12 protein-coding genes and 2 pseudogenes are annotated in these 15,725 nt (G+C 63.4%); 1 reads left to right on the top strand and 13 read right to left on the bottom strand.

Annotated features, from left to right (window positions below):
- The 5 genes and pseudogenes from istB to BFL43_RS01170 form a co-directional block, all read right to left on the bottom strand.
- Positions 1–793, bottom strand: a 793-nt coding sequence (istB, locus tag BFL43_RS01190) for an IS21-like element helper ATPase IstB (RefSeq protein ID WP_084889715.1), incomplete at its 3' end; no start/stop codon positions are given.
- On the bottom strand, positions 790–2,310 hold the full coding sequence (gene istA, locus BFL43_RS01185) for an IS21 family transposase (RefSeq protein WP_143694986.1): 1,521 nt from the start codon (positions 2,308–2,310) through the stop codon (positions 790–792). The genes istB and istA, both read right to left, overlap by 4 nt.
- A 183-nt stretch (positions 2,311–2,493) precedes the next feature.
- On the bottom strand, positions 2,494–2,784 hold the full coding sequence (locus tag BFL43_RS01180; RefSeq protein WP_084889966.1) for a hypothetical protein: 291 nt from the start codon (positions 2,782–2,784) through the stop codon (positions 2,494–2,496).
- 223 nt (positions 2,785–3,007) lie between these two features.
- On the bottom strand, positions 3,008–3,382 hold the full coding sequence (locus BFL43_RS28320) for a hypothetical protein (protein ID WP_143695005.1): 375 nt from the start codon (positions 3,380–3,382) through the stop codon (positions 3,008–3,010).
- Positions 3,383–4,146: 764 nt separating this feature from the next.
- Positions 4,147–5,444 (bottom strand): annotated as a pseudogene (locus BFL43_RS01170) (IS256-like element IS1295 family transposase).
- Positions 5,445–5,733: 289 nt separating this feature from the next.
- Between BFL43_RS01170 and BFL43_RS01165 the strand changes: the two are divergent.
- Positions 5,734–7,031 (top strand): annotated as a pseudogene (locus tag BFL43_RS01165) (IS256-like element ISRer3 family transposase).
- A 130-nt stretch (positions 7,032–7,161) separates the two neighbouring features.
- Here BFL43_RS01165 and dszC read toward each other — a convergent pair.
- The 8 genes from dszC to BFL43_RS01125 form a co-directional block, all read right to left on the bottom strand.
- Positions 7,162–8,415 (bottom strand): dibenzothiophene monooxygenase, encoded by a 1,254-nt coding sequence (gene dszC / locus BFL43_RS01160; protein ID WP_019750078.1) that lies wholly within the window; start codon positions 8,413–8,415, stop codon positions 7,162–7,164.
- A 10-nt stretch (positions 8,416–8,425) separates the two neighbouring features.
- Complete coding sequence (gene soxB, locus BFL43_RS01155; protein WP_168176503.1) at positions 8,426–9,523, bottom strand: 2'-hydroxybiphenyl-2-sulfinate desulfinase; 1,098 nt, start codon at positions 9,521–9,523, stop codon at positions 8,426–8,428.
- Entirely contained in the window at positions 9,520–10,881 is a 1,362-nt protein-coding gene (locus BFL43_RS01150) for an LLM class flavin-dependent oxidoreductase (protein WP_029538932.1), read from the bottom strand. The genes soxB and BFL43_RS01150 overlap by 4 nt, the downstream gene beginning before the upstream one ends.
- Positions 10,882–11,457: 576 nt before the next feature.
- On the bottom strand, positions 11,458–12,402 hold the full coding sequence (locus BFL43_RS01145) for a hypothetical protein (RefSeq protein ID WP_084889962.1): 945 nt from the start codon (positions 12,400–12,402) through the stop codon (positions 11,458–11,460).
- Entirely contained in the window at positions 12,380–12,742 is a 363-nt protein-coding gene (locus BFL43_RS01140) for a helix-turn-helix transcriptional regulator (RefSeq protein WP_019750084.1), read from the bottom strand. The genes BFL43_RS01145 and BFL43_RS01140 overlap by 23 nt, the downstream gene beginning before the upstream one ends.
- Positions 12,735–13,853, bottom strand: coding sequence for a tyrosine-type recombinase/integrase (locus BFL43_RS01135; protein WP_084889968.1), 1,119 nt, complete (start codon positions 13,851–13,853; stop codon positions 12,735–12,737). Before BFL43_RS01135 ends, BFL43_RS01140 begins: the two co-directional genes overlap by 8 nt.
- Positions 13,854–14,462: 609 nt before the next feature.
- Positions 14,463–15,401: an IS3 family transposase gene (locus BFL43_RS01130; RefSeq protein ID WP_143695004.1), complete on the bottom strand. Its 939-nt coding sequence runs from the start codon at positions 15,399–15,401 to the stop codon at positions 14,463–14,465.
- Positions 15,353–15,658 (bottom strand): transposase, encoded by a 306-nt coding sequence (locus BFL43_RS01125; protein WP_084889730.1) that lies wholly within the window; start codon positions 15,656–15,658, stop codon positions 15,353–15,355. The genes BFL43_RS01130 and BFL43_RS01125 overlap by 49 nt, the downstream gene beginning before the upstream one ends.
- Positions 15,659–15,725: the final 67 nt, after the last annotated feature.

The following is a 15,725-nucleotide window of genomic DNA, read 5'->3' as shown; positions in this document are numbered from 1 at the left end:
AGGTTGTGGTGGGGCCCTCCGTTCGGTGTTTCATGCGGTAGGAGTCGCCGTCGGTGACGACGATCGTGGCGTGGTGCAGCAGCCGGTCGAGGATGCTGGCGGCCGTGGTGTGCTCGGGCAGAAACCGGCCCCAGTCTTCGAACGGCCAGTGCGAGGCGATCGCCAGGGATCGGCGTTCGTAGGCGCCGGCGACGAGCCGGAACAGCAGTTGGGTGCCGGTGTCGTCGAGCGGTGCGAATCCGACTTCGTCGATGATGAGCAGATCCTGGCGGAGCAGTCCTTCGATGGTTTTGCCGACGGTGTTGTCGGCCAGCCCGCGGTAGAGCGTTTCGACGAGGTCGGCAGCGGTGAAGTACCGGACTTTGTGCCCGGAGTGCACAGCAGCGATCCCCAGCCCGATCAGGGTGTGAGATTTACCTGTACCCGCGGGGCCGATGATCGCTAAGTTATGTTGTGCTCGTATCCATTCCAGCGACGACAGGTAGTCGAACACCTTCGGCTGGATCGAGGATGCCGCCACGTCGAAGGACTCCAACGTCTTGGCGACTGGAAACGCCGCGGCCTTGAGACGATTGCGGATGTTGGAGGCATCGCGGGCAGCGATCTCCGTCTCGACCAGGGTCCGCACCACCTCCTCAGGAGTCCAGCGTTGGGTCTTGGCGGTCAGCAGGACTTCGGGTGCGGTGCGGCGGATCGCCGCCAGTTTCAACCGCCGCAGGGCAAGGTCCAGATCGGCGGGCAGCTCTGGGATAGACTGTGGTGCAGCTGGTTTAGGTGTCTTGGCGGTCGTCATGAGGAGGCCTCGCTATCGGTGGCCGGGGTGTGTTTGTAGGCCTGCAGCGATCTGGTCGGCGCCGAGGGAAGGTCCACTATCAGGGCGTCACCGGGTGGTCGTGGGGTGGGTGCTGCGGCGCCGGTGGCCAGGATGGAACGCACATCAGCGGCCCGGAACCGTTTGAACGCCACCGCCCGGGTCAGCGCTTCGAGTAGCAGGGTGTCGCTGTAGGCCGCGCCCAACGCCAGCAGTGCATCCAACTCCGAGCTCAGGCGGGTATTGCCGATCGCGGCGGCACCGATGAGGAACTGCTCAGCGGGTTCGCCGAGTGCGCAGAACCGTTTCTCCACAGCAGTTTTCGGTCTGGGTCCGCGGTCCGGGGCCGGGCGTGGGCCGCCGTAGTGCTCATCGAGGATAATCGCTTCACCCGGTGCAGCGAGCTGGTGATCGGCGACCACCTCACCGGATTTCGGTTCGATGATCAGCAACCGGCCCGCATCCTGCACCAGGGTCACGGTCGTTCCGATCAGCCGGGTGGGCACCGAGTAGCGGGCCGAAGCGTACCGGATACATGAGAGTCGGTCGACTTTGCGGGTCACCGGCGGCGGACCGACCTGCATCCGCAGAGACGGCAACTGCCCCAACACTTCCCGCTCAGCCTCGAGTCGCTCGTTCGGGATGGCGAAGGTATCCGAGTGCTGCCGGGAATTGACCTCCACGCACCACACGTGGGCGGCCGTGTTGGCCTGATGCACATCCAGGACCACGTCGTCGCGGCCGGCCGCGACCTTGGCCTCAGTCCACAGCGGTATGGCCAAATCCGACTGAACGTAGTCGCACAGGCGCTCGACGATGCCTTTGGATTCAGGGTCTGAGGCGTGACAGAAGTCCGGTGCGAAGCCGTAGTGGGCAGCGAACCGGACGTACTGCGGGGTGGGGATCATCACGTTCGCCACGACACCGCCTTTGAGGCAACCCATCCGGTCGGCCAGGACCCGCTTGGGAACTCCACCAATCTCCTCGAGGGCGTGGGCTATGAACGTCAACGTGGTCGTTGCGGTTTCGTTGGTCGCGAAGGCAACGAACCGCCACCGCGAGAACGCGAGCACCGCGCAGAACACATGGATGCCGCCGACGACGGCCCAATCGATGACCAGGTAGTCACCCGGCGCCCACACCGCGGGACGGCGTCCACGGTGATGATCTCTGCGCCACTGCGCTTTTGACTGTGCGACCAAACGTCGGAAGTTGCGGTCCGATCCGTCGTAACCGGCGGTCCGGGCGACCGGCAGGAGTCGTTTGGCCGTGATCTTGCCGTGCGATCTCTTGACGCGTTCATCGACCAGGGCGGTGACTGCGTCGTAGTTGCGGGAGCGCTCAACGCGCTCGGGAGGGTCTTGGTCGCCGGCCTCGAACCGGTCGACGACACGTTTGACGGTCTTGTGGGTGGTGCCGCACAGCTCGGCGGCTCCTCGGTAGCTTCCGACTTCGCGGTAAGCAGAAATGATGTCCATACGGTCCTTCGCAGACTTCAATGGAACTCCCAGGCGGTGATGGTGTGTGGTTGGCACCTTCACCGTCATCGCCTGGGCCTTCAGTTCCGGGTCGACACGACGAACACAGGGTGGGGACTTTTATCTGGCCACCAGTGGGGACCTCGACCTGGCCACCAATGGGGACTTTTTCATGGCCATGGACAGCAGTCTTGCTGCGCTTGTTTACATCTCGTAGTTCGGGGCATCCGAAGTGCTCAGCGGTGGACGGTTCGCGAGCCTGGACAGTTGTTCTACGACGGACTCCTCAGCCTTCATCCCCTCCAGCTCCTGTTGCTGACGGCCAGTTGGGTCGAGCGCGGCGGCAGCTGGCGGCTCCATAAGCAGTCTGTGGAGATGCAGACGATTGGACGCTTCTAGTTTCTCGAGGCGCTCCGCTTCTCTCTTGCAATCGTCGTATTCCTTGGAGCCCTCCAGATGTTCGTGGTGGTTGAAGCCGCAGCTCTTTTGAGTCATCGAAATCTCGTTTCAAAGGAAGGCAGATCCCCGTCGATGGCTGCCCTAGTGGTCGACAGTATGCCTGGTCGGTATGACAACAAGATGGATGAGGTGGGCCGAGCCCACTGATTCACAGTCCGTTTCGTCACTGGTGACGAAAGGCATTGCCGCGCAATTGAAACTGGTAACGAGACGTGTTGATGTGAGACGAGTCGCTGCGATGGCCGGCGGGAGACGTGGCCTACGTGGGTCGCTCGGCGTGCCAACTTCCGCCCTCGGTAGGGAGTTTCTGCCATCCGCGCGCGTGGGCGAGATCTATGATGAGTCGTTCGCAACGTGCTCGGTCGGTGGGCGAGGTTCGCCAGGTATCGACGGCAGCGGCGATTGTGGGCAGGACGGTTAAATGCGGGCCACCGTGTCGGGCCCGGCGTTCTGCGGGCAGGATGCTGCTCCAGACGTGGCCACCGATGACTGGGTGGACGAACCCGTCGGCGATGCGTGCCGACATCATCACGCTGAAAGCTCGCGCGCCCGCGGCGTGGATGCCGTCGCCGTGGTCGCCGCCGAGGGCGAGCATCAGCTCCTTTCCGACGCGTTGCTGAGTGACGGTGGTCATTTGGTGGCCGTCGATGATTGCCTCGCCAGGTTGACGGCGTGGGAAACTCGACATTATGTCAGTGACCGCTGCTGCAACATGTGGTGGAATCAGCGGTGGGACGACATCGCTTGATTGGTTGCGGGTAATCGTCAGATATCTGCTGCTTTCGCCTACGAATGTGTCCCAGGTTCCCTCCACAATCGAGTACTGCGTGGCACGGTAAATGAACCGGTCGAAGAGATCTCGTGCGAACGGGACGTTGCGCCGTAACAGTTCAACCTGCGTCATAGGCACGGCACCGAACAGGAGGTTGTCGAGGAGATCGCCCTCGATGTCGAGACTCACAATAAGTCCTCATGCACTCGGGAAACCGACGGACGACGCCGTCGGGCATGAGGTCACCAAGTGCCATCTAACCACCGTTGCGGGGATGAAGGATCGGCCGGCGGGTCCGCGCAATGGCGCGGTCGCGCCACTTGCGTTCGGTCGACGTCATCTCAATTCTGGGGCGAGCTTCTGATCGCAGTGCTATTGGCGGTCGTCGCCCTGATCGTTGCCGTGCAAGCATCTTATTGTCGGCGTAGCAGGATGGTTTCTATAGATCAAGTGGGACTTGATATCTCGGCAGTTTGAACTCGTCCTACTTAGCTGGTAACGGTGCGTGCTGGAGAGGTGCGAGTTGCCTTACGTAGGCGTCATCAGCTGCGGCGCTTTATTCTCGCGCAAATGTCTCAGGAGGATGTCCCGAGTTCCGTGGAACTTCGGTGGCGGTCCGGTGAGCATCATGCTGCGCTCACCTGATCATTGTGCACGACGGGTACGACATGTTCGGCAACCTCGCGTTCGAGGGCTGCTCGCAGTGCCGGCAGGTGCAGGTGGCCGTTCACCCGGCGGAATTGCTTGCCGGCCTCGACCATCCCGGCGGCGCACCAGCGCAGCGCCATCTGCCCGTCGCGCCAGCGCTTGACGTTGCCGGCATGTTCGCGGCAGACCGAGATCATCGACTCGATGCAGTTGGTCGAGCGCAGCGTGCGGGCCAGCGTGGGCGGTACCCCCAAACGCAAGACCGTGAGCGTCTCATCGAGGCCCTCGCGCAGACTCGCCGCCGCGCTGGGGTGGGTGCGGTCGAGTTCCTTGCCAGGGCCAGCAGCGCGGCTTCGGCCTCAAGCGCCGATCCGGCATGGTAGGCATCAGTCATCCTGCGGCCTACAGTGGTTCGAAGGCGTGGGGGCAGATGATCTTTCACGTTCCGAACCTTGTGCAGCTGACAGCGCTGAATGACCGGGTGATCGAGCACGTCGAGCACCGCTTTGCGCAGCGCCTTGGACCCGTCCAGGCCCACCAGCATCGGACGGGTGACGTCCAGACCCCGTTCCCGCAAATCCACCAGCAGCTCGGTGACCAGGGTGGCGTTCTCCGTCGAGCCCTCCACCAGCGCCAGCGGGTGCTTGGTGCCCTCGATGTCGATCCCCAGCGCCACGACGCAACACGATTCGGCGAAGTGCACCCCGTCGATCATCAACGCCACCAGATCCAGCCCGGACAGATCACGCGACAGCAGCTCAGCCAGCGCGGTCTCGGTCATCGCCACGAACCGGCGGGATACCGCTGATTTGCTTGTCGCCGTGGCCTTTTCCGTGATCTGGACGCCGACCGGCTCCAGCCCGACCGGGTAACGACGAGTGGACAGCCCGGCCAGCATCTTCTCCATCGCCAGCCGGCCCAGGATCTCCGTGGAACTGAACAGCTCATAGGACGCGACCGCCAACTCGCCCGTCCCGTCGGCGGCGCGCACCCGGGGCCGGGTCACCGGCACCCGTCGCCCACCCAAGGTCACCGAGCCGCGTTCACGACCGTGCCGCACCGCGGTCCTGGCCTGATCGTGGCGACCCTTCGGGCCAGCCAGCGCGGTGACGTCAGCCTCCATCAACGCCGCCATCACCTGCAGGCCCGCGCCGACAGCCAACGCCAGCAGGCCCTCGCTCATGTTTTCGGCGATCTCGCTCATCGCCACACTGACTCGTTCGGGAACCGCGGATGCACTCACATCGACGGACTGAATCTGGTTACTCTTCTTCATGGTGGTCCCCTTGCTGTAGGAGTTCTTGGCGGAACGCCCGATACCTACCACACGGCAGGTTTCGAGCAGGGGACCGCCACCTCAACTTCTACGAGACTCGGGACAACCTCTGTCTCAGGCAGCTCCGCTAGAGGCAGGCCAAGTTGTGTGCAACAAGAGCAATGATCAGAACCTGTGGATGGTTCTCGGCGAGGCGGCGTGAGTGGGCGCACCTTCCCGGGAATGATCTGAAATTCCATCAGCTCTGATCAGGACCGGCGTTGGCGCGCTGGTTCGGGAAGGTACGCCCATGCTCACGGTAGTTCAGGATCAGCAATCCTCCAACGACGACAGCGGTGTTGGTCGGTCGTTGCTTGACGAGATCGTTCGCGACGGTGCCCGGCAGATGCTCGCGGCGGCGTTGGCCGCCGAAGTCGCCGCATACATCGAGCAGTTCGCCGAGCATCTCGATGAGCACGGCCGGCGGCTGGTGGTCCGCAACGGCTATCACCACGAGCGTGACGTGCTCACCGCGGCGGTGACGGTGACCGCACCGCGGGTCAACGACCGCCGTGTCGACGCCGAGACCGGTGAACGGCAACGGTTTTCCTCGGCGATCCTGCCGGCGTGGTCACGCAAGTCCCCGCAGATGACCGAGGTGTTGCCGCTGCTGTACCTGCACGGGCTGTCCAGCGGCGACTTCGGTGCGGCGTTGGAGCAGTTCCTCGGCACTGGTGCCGGGCTGTCGGCCTCGACGATCACCCGGCTGACCGCGCAATGGCAGGACGAGGCGAAGGCCTTCGCCGACCGGGATCTCTCGGGCACCGATTTCGTGTACCTATGGGTCGACGGCATCCATCTCAAGGTCCGCCTGGAGCAGGAGAAGCTGTGCTTGCTCGTGATGATCGGCGTCCGCGCCGACGGCCGCAAGGAGCTCGTCGCGCTCACCGATGGGTTCCGGGAGTCCACAGAGTCGTGGGCTGATCTGCTGCGCTCATGCCGACGCCGCGGGATGACCGCCCCGGTGCTGGCCGTCGGTGATGGGGCGCTGGGGTTCTGGAAGGCACTGCGGGAGGTGTTTCCGGATACCCGTGAACAGCGCTGCTGGTTTCACAAGCAGGCCAATGTGCTTGCTGCGCTGCCCAAGTCGGCTCATCCAGGTGCGACCGCGGCGATGCGGGAAATCTACAACGCCGAGGACATCGACAAGGCCCAGGTCGCGATCAAGGCCTTCGAGGTAGATTACGGCGCGAAGTACCCCAAGGCGGTCGCCAAGATCGTCGACGACGCCGACGTGCTCCTGGAGTTCTACCGGTACCCGGCCGAGCACTGGATCCACTTGCGCACTACGAATCCGATCGAATCGACGTTTGCGACCGTGCGGTTGCGAACCAAGGTCACCAAGGGCCCTGGGTCACGCGCAGCGGGGATGCCATGGCCTACAAGCTGATCGACGCCGCACAAGCCCGCTGGCGGGCGGTCAACGCCCCCCATCTGGTCGCGCTGGTCCGTGCCGGCGCGGTGTTCCACAAAGGCAAGCTGCTCGAACGACCCATCGACATCTCACCCGCTGAGCCCGACGAATCAAGCGAAACGGAGGTCGCCTGAAACACCCTCATCCACAGGTCTTGACAATATCTCCTTGTGTGCACCCGTACGTATGGAGAAGCTGAGTATCGGCGGGCGATTCGCGACTCGGCCGCGCGGTGGCCTCGGCCTCGATCAGCGCCTCAGATCCTCAGGAGGTGAAGCCGGGAATCGGGTATTGACCGTTCAAGGTGTGCTTGCCGACGTCGGCGATCTTGTAGGACACCGGGTCGTGCAGGGAGTGGGTGCGCACGTTGCGCCAGAAGCGGTCGAAACCGTACCTGGGATGTGTTCCGCGCGCGCCGATCACCTCGAAGACGCCGCTGCTGATGTTGAGGGCGGCGTTGGTGGCCAACGCTTTGACTCCCGAGACCTTCACCATCAGTTCGCCGCGGTCCTCGGGGGTGAGCGCGTCGCCCTTGTCCCACACCGTCTGCAGCAGGTGGGCCGCTTCACGGGCGGCGGCGTCAGCTCCCTGCAATGCGATGGTGAACTCACCGTAGGAGCGGATGGTGTAGGGATCCTCGGTTGCCTGTTGAATACCGGCCGGTGTCCAGGGCCTCGCCTGGGTACGGGTGTACTCCCTGGCGGCATCGAGTGCGCCGTGCGCGATCCCCAGATAGACGTTGGCGAAGATCAATTGCGCTATGGGCGCGAAGAGGCTGCCGCGCTCGGATTGTATGAAGGCGAGAACGAAGGCGTTGGGCGCGCCCAGCACTTCGTCAGGCTCGACCTTGACGTTGTGGAAGTCCGTGGAACCGCTGTCGGTCTGCCGCATGCCGATGGCGGCCCAGTCGTCGTTGGGCGTAACGCCAGCCCGCGATGTCGGGATAGCGGCAGCAATGATCGCACCCTGCTGCGGAGAATCATCCTGGACGACGCCGAACACGAACAGCAGGTCCGACCCCTTGGCGCCGCTGCAGAAGTGCTTCGTGCCATTGAGCACGTAGCCGCCGTCTTCGGTCGGGGTGGCGCTGACCTTCCAGTCCAGCACGTGGCTGTTGTTCTCGCTGGAGGCATTTCCGGTCCACCAGTTGTTCTGCGCGATCTGGGTGTACAGGTGTTCTTCTTGTTCCTGCGAGCCGATCAGTTCGATCATCGGGGCGTTGGTGAGGTGGTATCCGAACAGGTGTCCCAAAGATCCATCGGCTGCCGCGATTTCGCGGACGACCTCGATGGCGGTGGGCCAGTCTGCGCCCCAGCCGCCGTATTCGCGCGGGACGAGGAGCGACAGCAGGCCGCTCGCGCGCAGGTCTTCGCGCTCGGCTGTTGCCGAACCCCCGGCGCGATCACGCTCGACGGCGGTGGCTCGCCACTTTTCGGCTAGCCCACGGGCAACCGCGACGGGATCGTTGTCGGCGGCGTCGCGTGGTCGAACGTGCTGCTTTTCAGGTGACAGTGTCATGCGGATGTTCCTATCGGTGGCGATTGAGGCTGTTGTTCAGAAATTCCGGAGCCGCCCACTGATCGAGGGCGACGGGTTCATGTAGCAAGTTGTTGGTGAGCAGGAATTGCTGTGTGCGCTCCAGGAGGGCGAGGGCGTCGTGATCCAGGCGTGGAACCAGACGCTGCTGGAAGTCGGCGCCGAAGCCCTGGCCTACTGCTCCGGTCGATACGCCCAGGTTCGCGGCGTGCAGGCTGGTCACCGCGTCGGAATGATCGCGTGCCCACAGCCCGGCGTCGACGGCCGCGTCGACCAGTCGTTGAACAAGGCCAGGTCGCTGGCGAACCAGCCCGCTGCTGACCGTCCACACACTGGCGTAGGCATTGCGCTCATCGAGGCCGAGATCCACCACTGGGCGGGCCCCGGTGGCTTGCAACTCCCCGGCCCAGGGCAGCCAACTGTACAGGGCGTCAACGTCTCCGCTGGCCAACACCGCGGCCTGACCGCGGGCGACATCGGGAAAGAGGTCCGCACCCTTGACGGTCGCCGATTCTTCGAGCTGCTCAGCGGGAACATCGACACCAGGACTGCTGATCGGCACCAGCTCGACGTCGTCCACACCCAGTTCACCGTGCTCAAGGGTGTGCAACAAGGCGCGCGCCTCCCACGAGCCCAGCGCTACCAGCGTTTGCCGCCAGGGATCCAACTCGAGGTAGTCGCCCAGCTGGCCGCGCAGGATGCGAATTGCCGAGGCCGAGACGCCGATTCGACGTCCGGCAAGGTCGGCGGCCGCTGTGATCGGGCTGTCGTCGCGGACAAAGAAGCCCTGGCGCCCCAAGAGCGGGGTGATGCCGAGTAGACGCGTGCGCCCAGGTGCCCGCAACCCCTCGCTGAGCAGTGGCGGGATCTCACCCCCAAAACGGGTGTAGGCAGGCTGGTCGTAGGTGAAATGAACCGTGCCCTGCTGGCCGCTGAGGACGTCGAGTTCGATGCCGGCGGCGTCGAGGAAGCCCGATTCCGATGCCGTGAGCAGAGCGTTGGGTACCGGGCAGTTGCTGTAGGTCAGTGTGTCGCGGATGGCGGAATCGAGTTCTGAACCGGGGTTTGCGGGGTCGACGCGGCTTGTCATGAAGGTTGTCCTTGCAGTTGTGGTACGCGCAGACCCAAGTGGTCGCGCAGAGTGTTGCCCTGGTACTCGGTGCGGAAGTAGCCGCGATCCTGCAGAACCGGAACCACCTGGTCGACGAACTCGTCGTAGGAGCCCGGCAGGAAGGCCGGAGAGATGATGAAACCATCCGCGGCGCCGCCCTCGAAGTGGCGGATCAGCTCGTCAGCGATCTGCTCCCCGGTACCGGCCCACTGAGGAACGAACCCCACGTTGGTTCCATAGCGCCGACCCATTTCCGCCAGCGTGAGCTCTTCGCTGTGCGTTGCGGCGGCGAACATGTGCAGTTGCGTCGGGACATTCCGATCCTGCAGATCCCGCAGGATGTCCTTGATCGGAGTGTCGAGAGGGTACGCCGCCAGGTTGATGCCGGTGTGACTGGATAGCGTCGACAGTCCCACTTCCGGATGGACCAGACTGTTGAGATATTCCAGTCGTTCCTGTGCCACCGCCTGGCTTTCGCCGAGTACCGGCATCACGGCGGTGAAGATTTTCGTCTGATCGGGATCGCGCCCCGCAGCGTCGACCTCGGCTTTGATGCCCTGGTAGGTGGCCTGCATCACCTCGAGGTTGGGTGCAAGACTGAAGACGGCCTCGGCCCACTTCCCGGCGAAGCGCCGACCCCGGGGCGACAGGCCGGCCTGCAGGATCACCGGCTCACCCTGAGGTGAACGCGGTACCTGCAGAGGTCCGCGCACATTCAGCCACTCCCCGTGGTGATCGACGTAGTGCACCTTCGCGGGATCGGCGAACACGCCGGCCGCCTTGTCCAGCACGAGGGCGTCCTCGTCCCAGCTGTTCCAGAGTTTCTTGACCGCTTCCAAGAACTCATCGGCGCGGTCATAGCGGGCGTCGTGTTCCAGATGCTGATTAATGCCGAAGTTGCGCGCTTCAGCGTCGTTGAGCGAGGTGACGACGTTCCAGGACACCCGACCCCCTGACAACTGATCGAGCGTCGCGAACACCCGAGCAACGTGATACGGGGGATAGTAGGTCGCCGAAATGGTTGCCCCAAGACCCAGGTGCTCGGTCACCGCGGCCATGGTTGCGACCACACTGGCCGGCTCCAAGGCGACTGCACCCTGCCCGCCCAGGCCGACACCGGTGTCCAGGTTGTCCCCGTAGCTGTCCTCGACGGCCAACCCGTCAGGCAGAAACAACAGATCGAACTTGCCGCGCTCCAGAGTACGGGCGATGTGTTGGTAGTACTTCCCCGACAGAAAGTCATTCGACGCGTCCGTGTGCCGCCACGCCCCATGTGCATGAGTCACATTGCCGGCCGAGAAGAAACCGGCCAGATGCATTTGTCGTTGTTGAGTCATCGCGTATGCGTCCTTTAAATGTCAATCATGGCTAGATTCCTGTCGCTAAGCAGTCTCACCCCCACCCCCGGGGTGTGCCCACCGTTAAACTTCACCTGATTTCAATGCTCCACCAGCCAAATTCAGGCCTTGAACCACGGGGCACGTCGGGTCAAGGTGACGGTGACGGTGCCGATGACTTGGCCGCCTTCGCCGCTGCCGGCCGTCCGCATTTGGGTCGATCCGAGGTCCTTCGAATCTATATCCTTGTCGAGGTCAATAGCCAAGCACCACAAAGGATCTCACTCGCACGGCGCATCGAGTCGACGTTGACCGACGCTCAAAACCGTCGATCTGGTTAGATCGTCGTGTATGCACCGGACGCCATGCCAATCGCGAGCGTGTCCCGTCGACCACGTCGATCGGCAACATCAGCCGATCTGCGAGCAAATGACCCTAACGGTCGATCACCTCCGACCGCTGCGGGAAGGGGTGGTCGACTACCTGCGGAGGAGGGGCAAGCCAGCTGGCCGATGTCCCGCCGTGCGCACCCGTTAAGCGGCGCTACACCACACACGTCGGGTCGGACCTCCAGCGTCAGTCCAGCCGCGTCGCCACGTAGCGTGCAAAGGTCGATCCGGATGCTCGCGCATGAGCTTCCAATGTCTGAGGGCTGTAGCCGAGGGTTTCGGCGAGGATCGCTATCGGCGTGGTTTGGGTGAGTTCGTTGAGGGTGCCCATCCGTGCCTCCAGCGCCGCGAGAACTGCCCGGAGCCGTGCGCGCAAATGCGTCGGCGCGACGTGCATGCCGGGACGGTAGCCGCGAAACACCCACGGCGAGTTGGGATGTGCTGCGGTTTGGTTGTTGTAGTTGCTGGCTGCCAGCGCGCGAACGGGTTCATCGAGCGGAGGCGGGAGGTCGATCGGCATCGCCGCGAGGCTGATGGTCACGGTATCGGCGCTAATGGCGATTTGTTTCCACGTGAGGGCAGCGACGTCTTCTGCGCGTTGAGCGAACACGATGATCAGAATGGCGGCCAATCGGTCGCGGGGGTGAAGAGTCTGCTGGTGGGCGACCTTCTCTATGACGGCGTTCTGTTGGTCGATCGGCATCCGTGGGGCGGTTCCGCGGCGGTGCGGTGTCATTTCCACGTCGGACGGGATCAGCTTGGTCTTCGCTTGCAGTTGTGGTGCGATCACGCCGGTGTCGGGATGGGCGAGCAACCGTTGGGCGGTTTCGCGCAGCCCGCACCGTTGGCATCGGCCGCCGCTATAAAGTTCGGCCTCATCGCCGCAGCCGGTGCAGTCAACGTTGAGCCTGACGCCGCTACACCGCCGGCATGAGGGCCGTCCCTCGGCCAGGCCGGGCAGCACGCCCTGGTGGCCGCACGCGCAGATCCCAACGGTGCGTTTGGCGGCCTGGTAGCAGTATCCGCAGATCGATCCGTCGGGCCACCTGGCCACCAGCTGGTAGTGCCCGCGGCATCGGGCACAAGCCGTTGGCCAGCGCCCGGGGTCCTCAGGTTTGCGGGGCCGGGCCATCGTCGTCCTGCACGATCCGTATCCGTTTGGCGACGGGGTTGCCCGGTGCGATCCCCAAGTCCCGCGGGCGCGGCGCGTCCACGGTGACCGCGGCTCGCATCTCCACGTAAGGCTCGAACAGATCGTTGGGCGAGCAATCGAAGATGTCACACAACGCAGCGAAGGTGCGGGCCGGAATGCGTTGAGGTTCACCGGTCACGAGGCGATACACCTGAGCATCGGAGAGATTGATTCCCCGCGAGCGCAGCAGCGGGCGCAGCTCGGTGGACTTCCACAGGTTGTGGGCCGCCATCACTCGCCGCAGATGCCAGTGAAAGCCGATGCGGCGCTGCTCAGCCATCAGCTTCCCCCATTCGGAGGCGCCGAGCGATCATCTGCTGCACTACGCGTTGCTTGAAGTCCGAACCCACCGAGGTATACAGCGCCGTCGTCGAGGCGTAGGAATGCCCTAATTGCTGCTGCACGAACAACGGATCGTAACCGGCCTCGAGAAGATGCGTGGTATAGGAGTGACGCAGACAGTGCAGCTTCAAGTCCGGCGGCAGACCCGCCCGCGCACGCAGCGCAGTGAACGAGCGTCCCAGGGCATTGATCGTCAACCTGCTGCCGCGTTCACTGGGCCACAACGCGGGGGAGCGGTCCGCGGTCCTAAACAGCTGCCGGCCCTCGGTGCACCAGTATTGCAAAAGCTCTACGGCCCAGGGGAACTCCGGCACGGTCAGCACCGTCCGCCGCCGCGGCCCCGACCCCGTCGTGCCCTTGGCCCACCGCACGGTCATGGCGCCGTAGTCGCCGAAGCGCGGCACGTGCGGGTTGGGCCCGAAGTCCGTCAGGTCCAGCATGACCAGTTCGCGGCGCCGCAGTCCGTAGGCATACCCGACCTTGAACGCGATCGAATCACGCAACGCGGTCAGCCAGCGCTTGGAGCCGACCCGGTGCTGCTCGTCGACGAAGTCGTCGACCACGTCGAAGAAGTGTTGCAACTCGGTCTTGGTGAACGCTCGCCGCCTGGTCGGCACGGCATCGTCGGTGGTGTGTCGAGGCGTGTTCCACTCGAAACAGATTTGAGACGGCACGTCGCCGAACTGCTTCTCGCAGAACGGAACCCAACCGTATCTAGAGTCAGTGACATAGGAACAGAACATCGAGATCGCGTTGCTGTAGGACCGCAACGTCGACCACTCGATCGGTGTTTCTCGCGATCTGAGATCGGCAAGGAACTGATCAAGATCAAGCGGGCGCCAGCGCCACGGATACTCGTTGGCGAACTCGACGAACCGGCCGATGAGGCCGCATCTGGCCGTGATGGTGCTCGTGGCGAGACCTCGGGCCAGCATCTGAGCACGCCACCCGTCCACCATCGCCTTCAAGACCGCCTCATCGGCCCGCAGCAGTGAGACATCGCCACGTTGAAGGACCCGAGGAATGAACCCCGACAAATCCTCAGCCATGTGTACGCCCGAACTCGGCTTGCCCCAATGGCGCAGCGCCATAACGCAATGCGTCACTGTGACGAATTGCTGGCGATCCAGGCGGAGGGGTACAGGGGCAGATAAGGCCAGTCGCATCGTCGACATAGCGCAGCCCGCGGCCGGCGACGGGATCGGCAGCCTCGGGTTCGCGGCTTGCCGTCAACTGACGCCTGCGGAACATCCTCATGGATCACCTAACAACCGAATCAATCACTAAGTGATTGAACCATACGACGACCACGGCGTACTGACAACAAATGCATTACTCATCCAGGCCGTCTGTACCGTCACGCGACGCGCTGAGCAGGGTCGATCGACCAGTCAGCTTGTGGTGCGACCACTTTCATTAGATGCAACTCGCAATGGTTTTACGCCGATAATAGATATTATGTCAAGTAATGTTGACAACATGCTGGTTGGGGGTAAAAAGCGGCTCTGGCAAGGGTTTTAGGCTGAGTGAACATTTCTACCCAAGTATTTGGGTAGCTCTGATCACGCCAGACCATCCTGGTTAGTGGGCCGGGCGTCGGGTGCACCCTGTGGCGACGGGTTGGCGGGGTGAGGTTCCCCCCGGATAGTGGAGGGTGGTTACGCGGCCTGAAGGTCCGCGGTCAATGACATCTCGTAGTCGATGGGACTGAGCATCCCGATCGTTGAGTGCCTCCGTCGAGTGTTGTAGTAGTCGAACCAATTGTCAACCGCAGCAACCAGTTCGCTCTTGTAGACGTAGCTGTGGCGGTAGTAGTGCTCGTGCTTGAACGTCGACCACAGGCTCTCGGCACCGGCGTTGTCCCAGCACACCCCGGTCCGACCCATCGACCGAAGCAGACCGTACTTCCCGCAGGCATTCGTCATCAAGGACGATGTGTACTGAGATCCCCTGTCCGAGTGCATGATGATGCCCTTGGTTCGACCGCGACGGGTACGAGCAGCCATATCGACCGCATCGGTCACCAAGTCAGCGCGCATGTGATCGGCCACAGCCCACCCCAACGCCCGCTTCGAATGCTCATCCTTGATCACGCACAGATACATGTCTTCGCCACCGCAAGTCAGATATGTGATGTCCGACGTCCACACGGCGTCGGTGCGGCCCTGATCGAAGACGCGGTCGACCAGATCCGGCGGGAACGTCGCGAACGGATCGACGATCGTCGTCGGCGGCGAGAAGGTGCGCGGACTGATACCAGCTAGGCCCCGCTCGGCCATGATTTTGGCGACGGTCTTCTCGGTGACGAACTCGCCCCGCGCGCGTAGCTCAGCGGTGATCCGCGGCGATCCGTAGACACCGTGGGAGTCTTCGTGGATCGAAGCGATTCGCACAGCCAACTCTTCCCGACGCTGCCTCTGTATCCCTAATTCTGTTGCCCTGGTTGACTTTAGATGCCGATAGTAACCCGAGGCTGACACACCCAGCAGGGTGGCCATTCGACTGATTGCTGTGGTGGCGCACTCCGTGGCCATCAACGCGTACTTCTCTACCGTTGATGGTTCGCCGCGAAGTACGCCGACGCTTTTTTCAAGAATGCGATGTCCTTCTCCTGATCGGCGACCTGCCGGCGTAGCCGGGCAAGCTCGTCGCGCTCGACTGCGGTCAGTGGCTCATCGCCCTCTCGCCGCGCTGCGTCCAGGCGCCGGCGCTCATCAGCGACCCACCGCCCCAGCAGGCCTTCGTTGAGGCCGAGGTCTCGTGCGACCTCGGCGATGGATCGACCAGAATCGATCACTCGATGCGCAGCATCGACCTTGTACTCGGTCGTGAACGACCGACGCTTCCGCGACATGTGAACATCCTCCCAGCGGAACCGCTGATCCCGCTAGCTCGGTGTCCACTACCTGGGGGGAACCTCA

Source organism: Williamsia sp. 1135 (genome assembly GCF_002095395.1).
GTDB lineage: Bacteria > Actinomycetota > Actinomycetes > Mycobacteriales > Mycobacteriaceae > Williamsia.
Note: the sequence above shows the minus strand (reverse complement) of the source record. Positions and strands in the feature narration are given on the sequence as shown.